The organism is Sneathiella sp. (genome assembly GCF_002694385.1).
Lineage (GTDB): Bacteria > Pseudomonadota > Alphaproteobacteria > Sneathiellales > Sneathiellaceae > Sneathiella.
This window is the reverse complement of record NZ_NZMB01000011.1, coordinates 70,134-85,655: the sequence shown is the minus strand read 5'-3', so window position 1 is coordinate 85,655 and position 15,522 is coordinate 70,134. Positions and strand designations below refer to the sequence as shown.

Genomic DNA, 15,522 nt, shown 5'->3' with positions numbered 1-15,522 from the left:
CATGAACATATCGGCAATCGGCAAAATCATTCCGGCCACCATCTGGTTGCGACACTATAACAAGAGGGACCTGCCCGGTGATCTGACGGCCGGGATCATCACCGCGATCCTGCTGGTGCCGCAGGCCATGGCCTATTCCATCCTCGCCGGGCTGCCACCGGAAATTGGGCTCTACGCGAGTATCCTGCCGCCCATCCTCTATGCACTTTTTGGCAGCAGCCGGACACTGGCGGTGGGACCGGTTGCCGTCGCCTCCCTGATGGTGGCGAGCGCGCTCGGCAGCCTTGCCTTGCCGGGATCGGCGGAATATATCGCTGCTGCCCTGGTCCTGTCGCTGCTCACCGGACTGTTCCTGCTGCTGATGGGGATTGCTAAGCTGGGCTTTCTCGCCAATTTCCTCAGTCACCCCGTAATGTCAGGCTTCACCAGCGCCGCCGCAATCGTAATTGCCTTCAGTCAGCTCAAGCATCTTCTTGGTTTTGATATTCCGCGCAATATCCGGATTGATGAAGCCGTCCTCCATATTTTCAGCCATATCAATGAGGCCAACGGCCTTACAATGGTTATCAGCGCCGTCAGTCTGATCCTGCTGTTCATGATGCGCCGCTATCTTGGACCGCTGCTGGTGCGGCTTGGCCTTCCGGGCGGGCTTGCCAGCACACTGGTCAAGGCAGGGCCGATGTTCGTCGTCATTCTGATGACCATTCTGTCCGCGCAGATGTTGTGGAACGAACACAAGGGGCTTGTCGTTATCGGCGCGATACCGGCGGGCCTCCCACCGCTAACCATCCCCGGTTTCGACATGACGCTGTGGCGGGAGCTCACCATTTCCGCCCTGCTCATCGCCCTTGTCAGTTTCGTTGAAAGTGTCGCCATCGCCCGCGTCCTCGCCAGCAAACGGCGGCAGAAAATCGACGTTAATCAGGAGCTGGTCGGCCTCGGCGTCGCCAATATCGGCGCGGCTTTTTCCGGCGGCAGCCCTGTCTGCGGCGGTTTCAGCCGCTCCGTTGTCAATTTCGATGCGGGCGCCAATACGCAAGCCGCCGCGATCATAACCGCCGTTCTGATTGCCCTGTCGGTCCTGTTTTTCACACCGCTTTTCTATTACCTGCCGCAGGCAGTGCTCGCCGCCATCATCATCATCGCGGTGCTTGGTCTTGTCGATCTGCGCGCTCTCAAGACAAGCTGGATCTACAGCAAAAGCGATGCCCTCGCCTGGATGGTGACATTTCTGATGGTTATGGCGGAGGGGATAGAAAGCGGTATTATCATCGGGGTCATCCTGTCTCTCGTTCTCTTTCTCTGGCGCAGCAGCAAACCGCATATCGCCATCGTCGGCCGGGTCGGCGACAGCGAGCATTTCCGCAACATCAAACGACATCAGGTCAAGACCTCTCCGCATCTGCTTGCCATACGCGTGGATGAGAGCCTGTTTTTCGCCAATGCCCGCTATTTTGAAAATTATGTGCTGTCCGCTGTTGTCGATCAGCCGGATGTGAAACATGTTATCTTTATATGCAGCGCCATAAACGCCATTGACGGCAGTGCACTTGAATCACTGGAGCAGTTGATCATTGATCTGAAAAACGCCGGCGTCACCTTCCACCTTGCAGAGGTGAAAGGACCCGTAATGGACCGGCTTGAAAAAACCGATTTCCTTGAACATCTGAAGCCCGGACGGGTTTTTCTCAGCACCCATGACGCTTTCCGGGCGCTTGATTGCACATAATGACGGCCCCAACGGACAAGAAAACACAACAAAAGGTGATTGCGTTTCTCTCTGATCCGGCAAGCTATCCTGAGCCGCCGCAAGAGGTTGAAACCCATGAGACGCATGGTGCGATGGTGTTCCTTGCGGGCGAACATGCCTATAAAATCAAGAAATCGGTCAAGCTGCCCTATCTCGACTTCTCCACCTTAGAAAAACGGGAAGCCATCTGCCGCCGTGAGCTGGAGATCAACCGCCCTGCTGCGCCCGGCCTCTATCTTGGGCTGGTCCCGATCACGCAGCAGAAGGATGGCTCCCTCGCCATTGACGGGCCGGGGGAACCCGTCGAATGGGCGGTGCATATGCAGCGTTTTGATCAGGCCGCTCTTTTTGACCGGCTTCCCGGTGAGGCAATCACAGACCGGGAGATGATAGAGGCTCTGGCCCGGGCTGTTCTCGCCAGTCACCGGCAGGCAAAAATCATCAGAAGCGGTAACGGGCCCGCGCGTGTTGAAAAACTAATCGCACAGCTTTCCGCGAGCTTTGCACGCTCCCCCGGTATTTTTGCAGAAAATGAGGCAGCAGAATTTACAGCCGCGGCGTCGGCGGCACTTTTACATGCCCGCTACTGTTTGCGATATCGCGGGCGGAGAGGGTATATCCGGCGCTGCCACGGGGATCTCCATCTTCGCAACATCGTCCTGATGGATGGCCACCCCGTCCTGTTTGATGCCCTTGAATTTGATGAAGAGCTGGCGAGCATTGACACGCTTTATGATCTTGCCTTTCTGCTGATGGACCTCAATCATCGAAAAATGACACAAGCCACAACGCGACTGCTGAACCGCTATCTGTCTCTATCCGGCGAAGATGCCGATTTATTTGGTCTCAAAGCCCTGCCGCTTTTCCTCGCCCTGCGCGCCGGGGTGCGGGCCATGGTAACGGCCGATCTCAGCCGCCAGAAAACGGGGAGCGACGCGGAAACAGCCTGCAAAAGCGCCCGCGTGTATTTTCATGAAGCCCTGCAATATCTGAAGCCGCCCGCCGCCCGCCTGATTGCCGTTGGCGGGTTTTCCGGCACGGGAAAAACCACCCTTGCCGCCGCACTGGCCGAACGTCCCTCTCCGGGGCCGGGCTATCTCCATATCCGCACCGATGTTGAACGCAAAGCCATGTTCAATGTGGCCGAAAGCGATAGCCTCCCCCCCGATTCCTACACACAGGAGAGCAGCGACGCCGTCTATCGCCGCGTGCTGCACAAGGCGTATATCGCCCTCAAATCAGGGCAGCGTGTCATCGTCGATGCTGTCTTTGCGAAGGAAGCCGAACGACAGGCGGTGGAGGACATTGCCTGGAAACTGGACGTGCCCTTCACCGGCCTCTGGCTGGAGGCGGATGAGGCAACACTGGCCGCGCGAGTGACAGCGCGGCGCAATGATGCTTCTGACGCCACCGCCGATGTGGTGCGTTTGCAAATACAGCGGGGCGCGCAACATATCCGTTGGCGCAGGGTTGATGCCGGCGGAACGGCAGAGGATACTTTCAAGGCGGCGACAAAAAGCATCAGAATAAACTGATATTGACTTTGATCAATGTTGACAGCGTTTCGTCGGGTTAAAATGAGCGTCGTTATGGCAGGAAAGGATGCACAATGACCCGAAAAAATACATCTGACAGTCGCGAGGCAGTACCGTTCATTTTTGCTGTGCCCGGTGATTTCGAAGCCGCCGTCAAACAGAATGAGAAAATTGTGAAAATCATGCAGGTCTGGGGAGAAGAAGTCCTCAATTTCGGTACCGACCGGCTAAAAGAAGACATGGCGATACCGGCTCAGCTTGCCGAATGCAAGACGCCCCAGGAAGTCATGAATGTCTATACAAATTTTTTCCAGACGGCTTTCAGGCAGTATACAGAAGAAGCGAGCAGACTTGGCGATCTGTATCAGAAGATTGGCCCGGATGGGGATGGTCTTGCGACAATGGCATCGGGGAAACCGGAAATGCCCCAATAGGATCTTGTAAAAGCCCTCCCTCTTATTCCGACAGGCTGATCCCTTTCAGCCTGTTTTTTTCATCCTCCGTCAACTCTGTCAGGGGCGGCAGCACCCGCTCCCATTCCTCTTCAGCAAAGCGACGCGCGATGAGATGCTTGATGGCTGGAATAAGCGGGGCAGCAGTAATGGCCGCGCGCAGTCGGGTCAGCTCCGCCACATCCGCAGCATCTGGCTTTTCCTCCTCCGGCGTCCATAGCCGGGCGCAAATCGGTGCGGATATATTGGCGGTTGCCGAAATACAGCCCGCAAAACCATGCTCGGAGGCCGCGGCCAGGCTGGTTTCACTGCTTGGAAACACGCGGAACTCCGGCAGAGCCTTCACAATTTCCCGGCAATAGGGAATGTCACCGGATGAATCCTTGATGCCGCAAATTCGCCCTTCCGTCTCCGTCCAGAGACGGCGGATCAGGTCAAGAGAGAAAGGAACGCCGGTCAACGCCGGGTAATTGTAAAGATATATCGGGATCGGGCTGTCGCTGGTCACATCGCACAAGGACATGAAATACCGGAACAGCCCCTCATCGCTCACCGGCTTGTAATAGAAAGGTGGCAAAACCAGCGCCGCCGCATAGCCGAGGTCTGCCGCATGATGGGTCAGCGAAATTGTCGTTTCCAGATCGGGCGTTCCGGTGCCAACCATCAGTTTGCGTCCGGGCAGGGCGTCGGCCGCCGCCTCCATGATATCACGGCGCGCCTGCTGTCCGAAGGAATTGGCCTCCCCCGTGGTGCCGAGGATATTAAGGCCGTCACAGCCATTTTCAAGCGCCCATTCGCACTGCCGCAGGAATCGCTCGCCTGCGAGGTGGCCCGCGCGGGTGACCGGCGTCGGCACCGCCGCGATCACCCCCGCCAAATCGCTCTTGTCGTCCTTTTCCTGATCCGCCATCGGCCGCCGCCCTTCTGCCTTATATATAAACCCATGAGAGCACAGCATCCGGCAAAGTCAATCGGGATTTTGCTGTCCTTTTCGGGACACTGACAGATTTTTACAACCGAAAATCCGCACTCAGGCCAGCGTGTCCATCGCCTCCGCAGCGATTTCCAGCGCCCGCAGCCGCGCCTTGTGATCATATATCTGAGCGCTCAGGATAATTTCATCGGCCGCCGTTTCCGCCTTGAACTTCAGCAGGCTGTCACGGACATCCTCCGCATTGCCAAGGGCAATATAGGTCATGAAACGGGAAATGGCCGCCCGCTCATGGGGGCCGAGCCGCTCCGCAAATCCCTCAACCGGCGGCTGCAACTTGACCGGCGCTCCGCGCGCCAGCGCCAGCACCGTCTGCATCATGGAGGTCGCCATGAGATCCGCCTCTTCCCGGGTATCAGCCGCCTGAAGGTTCATCGCCGCCATGACATAGGGACGATCAAGCTGCTCGGACGGCTTGAAATTCTGGCGATAGATGAACAACGCCTGACGCAAATCGGTCGGCGCAAAATGGGAGGCAAAGGCGTAAGGAAGCCCGAAATGGGCCGCCAGTTCGGCCCCGTAAAGGCTCGATCCCAATATCCAGATCGGCACTTTCAAACCGGAACCCGGCACCGCCACAACCTGCTGATTGGCCGCGGGTTCGGCAAAATACTGCTGCAACTCCATGACATCGCGCGGGAACATATCAACACTGCCGCTCAGGCTGCGTCGCAGGGCCTGCGCCGTTACCCCGTCCGTCCCCGGCGCCCGGCCAAGCCCCAGATCAATCCGCCCCGGATAGAGCGAGGCCAGCGTGCCGAACTGTTCCGCAATCACCAGCGGTGCATGATTTGGCAACATGACACCGCCCGATCCGATGCGGATTGTTTTTGTCTTCGCGCCCACATGGGACAGCAGAACCGCCGTCGCCGCACTGGCAATGCCGGGAATATTATGATGCTCCGCCAGCCAGTAGCGCTGATAACCAAGCTTTTCGGCAAGCTGGGCGACATCGACAGAATTTCTGAAGGATTGCGCGGCATCACTCCCTTCATTGATGGGAGCGAGATCAAGCACGGATAGTTTGGTCATGGGATTATCATTCCTCTTGTTTCTTGCGCCCGCGCCAGCAGCAGAGCGAAATGTCGGACATATTCTGTTTCCGCCACATGCCTGTTGCCATGTCAACTTAACAAGAAGCCTCCCCCTGATGCCAATAAATTTTCCATTGGATACAGGGACAGTCGGGTAAATCACTTTCAGGCGTTATTTCATTGCAATTATCTGCATATGCAGATATATAGAAAGTATGACGCAAAAAGCCCATGAAAACTTCAGGTCGAGTTGTAGCGCCCTCCGCTTTCGCAAGGCCGCCCGGCGGGTCACGCAAATCTATGACCATGAGCTTGAACCCTATGGGCTGACCATTACGCAATACGGGCTTCTGGGGCATCTCTATCATTTCGGCGGCATCAATGTTGGCGCCCTCGCCGAAAAGCTGGTGATGGACCCGACGACACTGACCCGCAACCTCCGCCCGCTGGAACGGCAGGGCTATGTGGTTCTGACCGCGGATGAAAAGGATCGGCGCAGCCGCAAGCTTGACCTGACGGAAGCAGGAACGGCCCGTTACAAAGCGGCCCGCCCCGGATGGCAGGCGGCCCAGGACCGGATTGCAGCAACCCTTGGCCCGGAAAGAAGCGCCTTTCTGGCTGATACCATTGACGGCATGATCGACGACCTGCGTGACTGATCTATTTACCGGATAACTGTATATACAGATAATAAGGAATAACAATGACCGAGCTGTCCCCCGCCCCCGCAGCGCCTCCGTCCAACCCGTTACTGACCGCCCCGATCTTCGGGACATTGCTCCGCCTTAGCCTGCCCAATGCCGTTGCCATGTTTGCTGCCGCGCTCGTCGCCATTGCGGAAACCGGCTATGCCGGCCGGATCGGCATTTCCGCGCTGGCCGGGCTTGCTCTTGTCTTTCCCATGGTGATGCTGCAACAGATGATGTCCTCCGGCGCCATGGGCGGGGGCGTTTCCTCCTCCATCAGCCGCGCACTTGGGGCGGACAATCATCTGCGGGCCACTCAGCTTGCCATCCATGCGCTTGTTATCGGCGGGCTGGCGGGGATATTTTTCTGCGTATTTTTCCTGCTACTGGGGGAAAGTATCTACAGCCTGCTGGGCGGGTCCGGGAATGTCCTGAAAGAAGCGCTGGCCTATTCGAATGTCGCCTTCACCGGAGCGGTCGGCATCTGGCTGACCAATACGCTTGCCTCCATCATCCGCGGTTGCGGTGAAATGAAAATCCCCTCGGCGACGCTGCTTGTTATCGCGGTGGTTCAGTTTTTGCTCGCCGGAATGTTCGGTCTGGGATGGGGGCCTGTGCCCGCCTATGGCATGCCCGGCATCGCGCTCGGCTTCGTCATATCCTACAGCTCCGGCGCGATCTTCCTGTTTCTGTATCTGATTTCCGGACGCGCACGCCTTACCCTGACGTTGAAAGGAGTCCGGCTGAACCGGGAAATGTTCCGGGATATTCTCAAGGTCGGCGCTGTCTCCTGCGCCTCTCCGTTGCAAACCGTGCTGACCGTGCTGATCCTGACCCGGCTTGTCTCCGAATTTGGTGTCACCGCCCTTGCCGGATACGGGATCGGGGCCCGGCTTGAATTTCTTCTCATCCCCATTGTCTTTGCCATCGGCGTCGCCTGTGTCCCCATGGTCGGCATGGCAATCGGTGCCCGTAATCCGCAAAGGGCACGGAAAGTCGCCTGGACCGGCAGCGTGACCGCCGCCGTGTTTATCGGCATCATCGGCGTTATTGTCGCCTTCTACCCGAACCTCTGGTCGGGCATGTTTACAGAGGATCCGGGCGTTTTGCAGTCCGCCGCGCTCTATTTCGCCTGGGTCGGCCCCTTTTACGGGCTGTTCGGGCTGGGGCTGTGCCTTTATTTCTCCTCACAAGGATCGGGCAAGATGGTTGGGCCGGTTCTTGCCTCTACCGCCCGGCTCGTGGTTGTCGCCATGGGCGGCGGGCTTCTGACACTCTACGGCGCGCCGGACTGGACGATTTTCGCCCTCATCGGCGTCGCCATGGCCATTTATGGCCTTGCAACCGCCTTCGCAGTATATATTGTCCGCTGGTAGTCGGCAGGTCGGAAGATAAAGACCTCCAGCCGGGCAGAGGATGAAAGCGGAGCAAGGTGGATGATTACATTTTTTCTGGCGGTTTTCTTTCTGATCATCACCCCCGGCCCCGGTGTTCTGTCAACCGCCGGTGTTGGCTCCGCCTTCGGGCGGCAGGCCGGGCTGCGTTATGTTACCGGGCTGTTTATCGGCAATAATATTGTCGTGCTGGCGGTCATCTCCGGATTGGCCGCTATTGTCTTTTCCGTCCCCGTTATCCGCAACATCCTGCTGGGACTGTCAATCCTGTATCTTCTGTATCTCGCCTTTCGCATTGCGACGGCAGGGGCGAAGATCGCCTTTATTGAATCAAGCCACCAGCCGGGCCTGTTTTCCGGGATAACGCTGCAATTCATCAATCCCAAGGCGTATGCCGTCAACACCGCGCTGTTTACCGGTTTTCCCTTCATGCCCGATGCCCTGGCGATGGAGACCTTGTTCAAGTTCCTGCTGCTGAACGCGATCTGGATCCCTGTGCATCTGCTCTGGCTCGGCGCGGGAATCATGATCAAACGGCTGGAGCTGGCGCCCCATATCCAGTTCCGGATCAACCTGCTGATGGCCCTTGCCATGCTCGCCGTTGTGGCGCTCGCCTTATTCTCGAACCTCTAGAGTGCCGGGCGGGACAAGTTCCCGCAATATTTCTTCAGCGTGGTCCGGAACGGGCATGCGCATCGGAACATGCCCGCAAAATTGCCGACTGAATATCCTGATGCTGCGCCTCCACGGCCTGCGCCAGGGTTTTCAGCTCAAACCGCAGCCCGTGAATCTGATCGATCAATGACAGGACAATGGGGATCGCTTCGTTATTCACGTCCATATCAATCTTGAGCTGGCGGATCAGTTCCAGCCGGGCAATGTCGATCTCGCGGAAATGGTATTCCCCGCCCTCTTCATGCGGCATGACCCATCCGCGTTTGACCCAGAGCCGAAGCCGCGTCAGGCTAACCCCTTCCAGACGGTGAATGACATCTCTTTCGCCGATCATCCGACGGCTCCTTCCAATTCCTGCCTGACCGGATAGCCATGTTTCTCCCGCCATTTTTCCATGAATGATGCGAGTTCGGCGTCAATTTTCTTTGGCAGCACGACCTTCAGCCGGACAAGCTGATCCCCCGCATCCCCGGATTTACCGGCCGCGATCCCTTTACCTTTAAGGCGCAGCGTCTGACCCGTGTTTGCACCCGCAGGCACCGTCACATTGACGTTGCCATGAATGGTGGGCACCGCAATTTTCGCCCCCAATATCGCTTCATCCAGCGTCAGGGGCAACTCCATCAATATATCCTTACCCTCCCGGCGGAATAGACGGTGCGACCCGACGGCGATCTGGACATAGGCATCTCCGGCGGGACCGCCATTAAACCCTTCACCGCCCTTGCCTTTCAGACGAATACTCTGACCATCGCGAATACCGGCCGGCACAGCCACGTCAAGGGTTTCGCCATTCGGCATCGTAAGACGTTTTCTGGCGCCGCGCACGGCATCCATAAAGCCGACAGTCAGGTGATACTGCATGTCCTGTCCCGGAATCGGACCCGAAAACCCGCGCGCATTGCCGCCCTGCCCCGACCGGGCGCGTCTGAAAAGCTCGGAAAAGAGATCACTTTCGTCCCCGAAATCGTCAAATCCGCCCGTGGAATAATACTGGGTGTCCGGCCCTGAACCTGCATAAGAACGGTAATATTGCTGCTTTGGCGTCTCATGACCGGCGGCATCAATCTCACCGCGATCAAACCGGGCGCGCTGTTCCTTGTCGCCGACAATGGCATAGGCCGCAGAGACCGCCTTGAACCGCTCCTCCGCCTTTGCATCTCCCGGATTGAGATCCGGGTGCAGCTCTTTCGCCAGTTTGCGATACGCTGATTTGATTTCCTTGTCCGTGGCGGCTGGCTCCACCCCGAGCACTTTATATGGATTGTCTTTATCCATCATTCAATTCCACCTTTGCACCATCTGCAAGGCAGTGATTTTCATATTGTAAGCCATGACGGAATCATCCGCCATTTGGCCTTACAATACCGTTTTCTGCCTTTCATGGATATGGAAATAAACCTGCGGTACTGCAAGACCCCCATCCGTATGGGGAGGCGGTCTATACGCCGGAGTCCGATGAAGGTGATTTGAGCCCCGCATAGGCGGCGAGCGCCCGTTCTCTCGACGTTCGGATATCGACAACGGGCAAGGGGTAGCTCTCCCCGAGTGCCACATTCGCCTCAGCCAGCACATCCGCTGTCGCCTCCCAAGGTTTGAAGAGATACCGATCTGGCAGTTTTGCCAGCTCCGGCACATATTGGCGGGTATAAGCCCCATCGGCATCGAATTTCTCCCCCTGTGTGACGGGATTGAATATCCGGAAATAAGGCGCGGCATCCGCGCCGCAGCCCGCCACCCACTGCCAGTTTGAACTATTGTTCGCGAGGTCCGCATCCACCAGACAATCCTGAAACCAGCGGGCGCCATGGCGCCAGTCAATCAGCAAGTTTTTTGTCAGGAAAGAAGCGACGATCATCCGCACCCGGTTATGCATATACCCTGTTTGCCAGAGTTCCCGCATGCCTGCATCGACAATGGGATATCCCGTCATCCCCCTGTGCCAGAGCGATAATTGGCCCGGATCATCTGTCCAGGGAAAGGCATCAAATTTTTTCTGCCAGTTTTCAGAGGGCAGGGTTGGAAAATGATAGAGCAGATGATGGGAAAACTCACGCCAGCCAAGTTCAGTGCAAAAATGATCGATATGGGCGCTTTCGCCTTGCATTCGGAGGGTATGCCAGATTTGATGGGGTGAAATTTCGCCAAAGTGCAGATATGGCGACAGACGGGAGACATTTTCTTGTGACGGAAAATCCCGCCCTTTCCGGTAGCCTTCAAGGCCCGTTTGCAGAAATTCAGCCAGCCGTTTCTGTGCTCCTTCCTCGCCCACCTTCCAGTGCGGCTCAAGCTTGCGATCCCATCTTGTCCGGGGCAGAAGATGCAGATCATCAAGCGAAAGAGAGCGTTCGTCCCGGACGAGGGAGAGTTGCCGCATTTTTCCGGTTGGCTTGCGAGGGGGGACTGCGCCGAGACAACCCTTGCGATAGAAAGGCGTGAAGACCCGGTAAGGCGTCTTGTCCGCTTTCAAGACATCCCATGGTTCCCATAAAAGCGATCCGTTAAAGCTTTTCGTCGCTATGCCCCCTGCCTTCAGATTTTCCTTTATCTGTCTGTCCTCCCCGACACGCCACGGATCATAGCAGCGATTCCAGCATACCATCCGGACATCATGCCGTTTGATGATCTCCGCAAGGATATCATCCGGCTTCCCCCGATAGAGATTGAGGCTGTTTTCCAGCGCTTTATTGAGCGATATGAGGGAATGATGCAGCCACCATCTTGACGCGCCCCCCATGCGCAACTCCTCAGGCTCGCTCTCGTCCAGGATATAGATCGGCAGAATGCGACCGGAATTCGCAGCCTCTTTCAGGCCTGGATTATCAGCCAGACGAAGATCCCGCCTGAACCAGAAGATGGATATCGTTTCACCGGACATTCGCCCCTCCCTCGTCCAAGCCCGATTCTCCTTTTAATGGCCCCTCGGACGTTTGCAACCCGCCTTGGAAACGATGCGCGCCCGCCCCCTAAAGAACCCTGTCAATGCAATGGCATGAAAACTGGTGCTCGCGCCTGCAAAATCAATAATTTTTTTGTCATTCCGGGGACTTACCCTTGTTCTGCCAAAATTTTGCCCCAATTCAGTCGCTAATTACCGACGGGCGTCGCGTACCAATTTTCGCCACATTCGATACCTAGTTCATCCATATTATTTATAGACACTGATTCCATTGTTCCTGAAGGGAATTGATGCGAAATCGGGTGAATATGGCGGTCACAGTGGCGCGTGGGTAAGCCTTGTTATAGCAGTCAGTACAGAAAACGAAGGCAGATGGAAAAGAATATCTATTCGGTTACGACAGCAACNCTNATCGCATTTTTCGGGTTGTTTGNATTGATGCCCGGCATGGCNGGNGCGCAGACCNCNCCCGTTGGNTCAGAGGCCGCAAANGCGGTTACGGAGCCTGCAAAGCCCGCCNCGGCGGANNCAACAGAACCNGTTGTTGCGCAAGCGGCNGAGNCNGCGGCAACGCAGCCTGTNANCNCGGANNCCCTGTTCNGCNNGGTGGTTGAAAAGGCGCGNGCGCTNGCCGCCGNNCCCTATGCCGCGCCGGAACAGGTTACCGATGANGGGCTGAACAATCTGACCTATGAGGATTTNCAGAAGATCCGCTTTCGTAAAGAGGCCGCCATTTGGCGGGACCAGTCTCTCTTCGAGNTACAGCTCTTTCATCCCGGCTTCCTGTTCAAGGCCCCGGTCAGCATCAACCTGCTTGAAGATGGCAAGGTTGCCCCGNTGCCNTTTGACAANTCTCTCTTTCGCTATGATGGNGAGGGNGTNGAAGAAAAAGTGCCCGCCGANCTCGGCTATGCNGGNTTCCGNNTCCATTTTCCGCTCAATAACCCGGANTATAAGGANGAGCTGGCTGTTTTCCTCGGCGCATCCTATTTCCGCCTTCTGGCGCGGGANCAGTTTTACGGGCTNTCNGCGCGCGGCCTNGCCGTGGACACNGCCCTCCCTTCAGGGGANGAGTTCCCNTCCTTTCGGGAATTNTGGCTCGTCAAACCNGCGGCCGACGCCACNAGCATAACGCTTTTCGCCCTTCTNGACAGCCCGTCCATTACCGGCGCNTACCGNTTTGTCATCACGCCCGGCACCCGCACGGCNGTGGATGTGGATACGGTANTNTANCAGCGCGATGGCGGCCATCAGATCGGCATTGCGCCNTTGACCAGCATGTTTCTTTACGGAGAAAACAGCACCCGCCATTTTGATGATTTCCGCCCGGAAGTCCATGATTCGGATGGNCTNCTGATGCATACCGGCAGTGATGAATGGATATGGCGCCCCTTGACCAACCCCCGGCATTTGCGGGTCAGNTCCTTCATGGATATCAATCCCCGGGGCTTNGGNCTGATCCAGCGTGATCGGGATTATAACAACTATATGGANTTTGAAACCCATTACCATCAACGGCCNAGCCTGTGGATAGAGCCGCGCGGCGAAGGCTGGGGCAAGGGCAGTGTCCGGCTGGTGGAAATNCCTTCCGCTGAAGAAATCAATGACAATATTGTCGCCTTCTGGGTATTCGATGNNCCTTTCANCACGAATAANNCNGTNTCTCTTTCCTATCGAATGACCAGCCTCAGCCATGTGGATCAGGCAAACCATCTGGCGCGNGTCCTTCTNACAAGAACGGGGTGGGGCGGNATTCCGGGCGACACAACAGCACAGCCGAGGAGCGTCCGGCGTTTCATGATNGATTTCAAGGGNGGNGACCTCTCNACCCTGCATCCGGANCAGCCCGTCAAANCCGANATTNAGACGACGAAAGGCAAAATCGACGATGTNGTGCTGCANAAGCTGCCCGGNACCGATACCTGGCGTTTGTCCTTCCGNCTGCAAGANNNCGNGANANACCCCGCCGATATGCGCGCTTTCCTGACATTACGGGGCCAGCGCCTGACCGAAACCTGGAGNTATCTCTATGAGCCTATTGATGCCAAATAAATTGAAGATGCGNCGCGCCGCTTCAACAGCGGACGGGCAGGACAAGCGGCTTTCCATTCCTTTCGGTTGGGAAAGACGGATCATNTTTTTTACGCTTGTGGTGCTGACTGCGGGTNTTTCCTGCCGCATGATGTTNGACATTCTGGTGGCGAACGGCATGACCGCNGTNGAGTTNATGATCCTGACCCTGTTCACCATTACCTTTTCATGGCTGGTGATNTCCTTCTGGTCGGCGGNGGCGGGCTTCCTCTGTCATGTGCTGAANCTTGATCCGNTATCGCTGCNNCNCCGAATCCGGGCGAANGACATCGNGAAGGCTCCCCTCACCTCGCGNACAGCGGTTATCATGCCCGTNTATAACGAAGANCCGGAACGCGTNCTGGCCGGGCTGGAAGCNACCTACAGCTCCATCATGGANACCGGGGAAGGCGAGGCGTTTCANTTCTTCCTCCTCAGCGATACCCGCAATGAAGACATTGCCCGTGAAGAAGTNGCCGGATTGCAGCGNATGNCGGNNCGCCTTGGCGCCGANGNACGTNTTTTCTATCGNCGCCGGGACGACAACAGCGGCAAAAANGCCGGAAATGTNGCNGATTTCTGCCGCCGCTGGGGCCGCGNCTATGANCATATGCTGGTTCTNGANGCNGATAGCCTGATGAGCGGCGAAACCGTCGTGACGCTGGCCCGCGCCATGGAAACAAATCCGGAGGCCGGGATCATCCANACGGTNCCCATGCCCGTCCGGCAGAAGACATTTTTCGGCCGCTATGTGCAATTCGCCTCCCGCCTTTACAGCCCCATGCTGGCGAGCGGGCTCAGCTTCTGGCAGATGGGCGAATGCAACTACTGGGGCCATAACGCGATTATCCGCTCGCAGGCCTTTATCAACCATTGCGGCCTGCCTACATTGCCCGGAAAAGCGCCGCTTGGCGGGGACATCCTTTCCCATGATTTTGTCGAAGCGGCCTTCATCCGCCGGGGCAGCTGGCGCGTCTATCTGATGCCGGATCTGCAAGGCTCCTACGAAGAGTTGCCGGGAAATCTGCTGGAGTATGCCAAGCGCGATAAACGCTGGGCGCAGGGGAACCTGCAACATCTGAAGCTTCTCGGCGTGCGGGGCCTGCATGGCATCAGTCGGCTGCATTTCCTGCTTGGCGCTCTCGCGTATGTCTCCTCGCTGCTGTGGTTGCTGCTGCTGGTACTGACCACCATCGACGGGGTGATGCGCGCCGTCATTCCGCACCAGTTCTTCGGCAACGGCCCGCAGCTTTTCCCGAACTGGCAGGTTGTGGAATACAACAAGATCGTTTCCCTTTTCACCCTGACCGTTATCATGCTGCTGGGGCCCAAGGTCGCTGGTCTCATCCTGACATTGTTCAATGGTGAAGAGCGGCGTGGTTTCGGCGGTGGCCTTCGTCTGACATGCAGCGCCATTATCGAGACTATATTCTCCATCTTCCTGGCGCCGGTGATGATGTGCCTGCACGCCTATTTCGTGCTGACCACGCTGGCGGGCCATGTCGTCAGTTGGGACGCCCAGAACAGGGACAGCCTGTATCTGCCCTACAAGGATGCGGCGGCCAGCCTCTGGGTTCCGACCCTGGCCGGCATTGTCTGGTCTTTGATCGCCTGGTTCTGGGTGCCCAGCCTCTTTTACTGGCTGCTGCCGGTCACGCTGGGCATGGCCGCCGCCATTCCGCTGGCTGTCTGGTCATCGCGGACCGGTTTTGGCGATGGCCTGCGTAAAGCGGGCCTTCTGGTCACGCCGGAGGAGTCCACCCCTCCCCCCGTGTTGAACAGGCTGGAAGAGTGTCTCGCAGCCTCCGACGCCGACAATGCGTATATTGCCGCACAACCCCAGGCTCTCATCTCGGCTCCGCCGGAGTTGCAAAGCGACATGCGGCCGCAGATGATTGCCTATTACAGCCGGGATTTTATCAACTGGATGGGGCATCTGTTTACCGGCCGGCGGGGCAAACAGGCAGGGTGATCATGGCATAAAAGGGAGGTTTGGTCCGCATACTGAACAGAGGGATGCTGCCGCAATGGGAAAA

At 57.1% G+C, this 15,522-nt stretch carries 12 protein-coding genes and 1 pseudogene; 8 read left to right on the top strand and 5 right to left on the bottom strand.

Going from position 1 to position 15,522, the window contains the following annotated elements; translation table 11 throughout:
- Position 1 precedes the first annotated feature (1 nt).
- The 3 genes from CMN55_RS06680 to CMN55_RS06670 all read left to right on the top strand — a co-directional run bounded on the left by CMN55_RS06680 (position 2) and on the right by CMN55_RS06670 (position 3,719).
- Positions 2-1,729 carry a SulP family inorganic anion transporter gene (locus CMN55_RS06680; protein WP_293948772.1) on the top strand — a complete coding sequence of 576 codons (1,728 nt, stop codon included), beginning with the start codon at positions 2-4 and terminating at the stop codon, positions 1,727-1,729.
- Complete coding sequence (locus tag CMN55_RS06675; RefSeq protein WP_293948771.1) at positions 1,729-3,285, top strand: bifunctional aminoglycoside phosphotransferase/ATP-binding protein; 1,557 nt, start codon at positions 1,729-1,731, stop codon at positions 3,283-3,285. Before CMN55_RS06680 ends, CMN55_RS06675 begins: the two co-directional genes overlap by 1 nt.
- Positions 3,286-3,359: 74 nt before the next feature.
- The gene (locus tag CMN55_RS06670; RefSeq protein ID WP_293948770.1) at positions 3,360-3,719 is read left to right on the top strand and encodes a phasin family protein; all 360 of its coding nucleotides are present in this window, start codon (positions 3,360-3,362) and stop codon (positions 3,717-3,719) included.
- A 22-nt stretch (positions 3,720-3,741) separates the two neighbouring features.
- Here CMN55_RS06670 and CMN55_RS06665 read toward each other — a convergent pair whose 3' ends face one another.
- The gene (locus CMN55_RS06665; protein WP_293948769.1) at positions 3,742-4,647 is read right to left on the bottom strand and encodes a dihydrodipicolinate synthase family protein; all 906 of its coding nucleotides are present in this window, start codon (positions 4,645-4,647) and stop codon (positions 3,742-3,744) included.
- Positions 4,648-4,767: 120 nt separating this feature from the next.
- Positions 4,768-5,760, bottom strand: a complete 993-nt coding sequence (locus CMN55_RS06660; RefSeq protein ID WP_293948768.1) for an LLM class flavin-dependent oxidoreductase — start codon at positions 5,758-5,760, stop codon at positions 4,768-4,770.
- A 217-nt stretch (positions 5,761-5,977) separates the two neighbouring features.
- Between CMN55_RS06660 and CMN55_RS06655 the strand changes: the two genes are divergently transcribed.
- From CMN55_RS06655 to CMN55_RS06645, 3 genes are read left to right on the top strand one after another with little or no spacing between them, the layout of a single operon-like run.
- The gene (locus tag CMN55_RS06655; RefSeq protein WP_293948767.1) at positions 5,978-6,421 is read left to right on the top strand and encodes a MarR family winged helix-turn-helix transcriptional regulator; all 444 of its coding nucleotides are present in this window, start codon (positions 5,978-5,980) and stop codon (positions 6,419-6,421) included.
- A gap of 44 nt (positions 6,422-6,465) precedes the next feature.
- Entirely contained in the window at positions 6,466-7,824 is a 1,359-nt protein-coding gene (locus CMN55_RS06650; RefSeq protein ID WP_293948766.1) for an MATE family efflux transporter, read from the top strand.
- Positions 7,825-7,884: 60 nt separating this feature from the next.
- On the top strand, positions 7,885-8,475 hold the full coding sequence (locus tag CMN55_RS06645) for a LysE family translocator (RefSeq protein WP_293948765.1): 591 nt from the start codon (positions 7,885-7,887) through the stop codon (positions 8,473-8,475).
- Positions 8,476-8,509: 34 nt separating this feature from the next.
- On the opposite strand, the gene CMN55_RS06640 is transcribed toward CMN55_RS06645, so the two are convergent.
- From CMN55_RS06640 to CMN55_RS06630, 3 genes are all read right to left on the bottom strand, one after another.
- Positions 8,510-8,851, bottom strand: a complete 342-nt coding sequence (locus CMN55_RS06640) for a chaperone modulator CbpM (RefSeq protein ID WP_293948764.1) — start codon at positions 8,849-8,851, stop codon at positions 8,510-8,512.
- On the bottom strand, positions 8,848-9,798 hold the full coding sequence (locus CMN55_RS06635; protein WP_293948763.1) for a DnaJ C-terminal domain-containing protein: 951 nt from the start codon (positions 9,796-9,798) through the stop codon (positions 8,848-8,850). The genes CMN55_RS06640 and CMN55_RS06635 overlap by 4 nt, the downstream gene beginning before the upstream one ends.
- Positions 9,799-9,958: 160 nt before the next feature.
- Entirely contained in the window at positions 9,959-11,395 is a 1,437-nt protein-coding gene (locus CMN55_RS06630; protein WP_293948762.1) for a cryptochrome/photolyase family protein, read from the bottom strand.
- A gap of 393 nt (positions 11,396-11,788) precedes the next feature.
- Here CMN55_RS06630 and CMN55_RS17095 point away from each other — a divergent pair.
- A pseudogene (locus CMN55_RS17095) lies at positions 11,789-13,468 on the top strand (OpgD/OpgG family glucan biosynthesis protein).
- On the top strand, positions 13,446-15,458 hold the full coding sequence (mdoH, locus tag CMN55_RS06625) for a glucans biosynthesis glucosyltransferase MdoH (protein WP_366931981.1): 2,013 nt from the start codon (positions 13,446-13,448) through the stop codon (positions 15,456-15,458). Before CMN55_RS17095 ends, mdoH begins: the two are co-directional and overlap by 23 nt.
- Positions 15,459-15,522 lie beyond the last annotated feature (64 nt).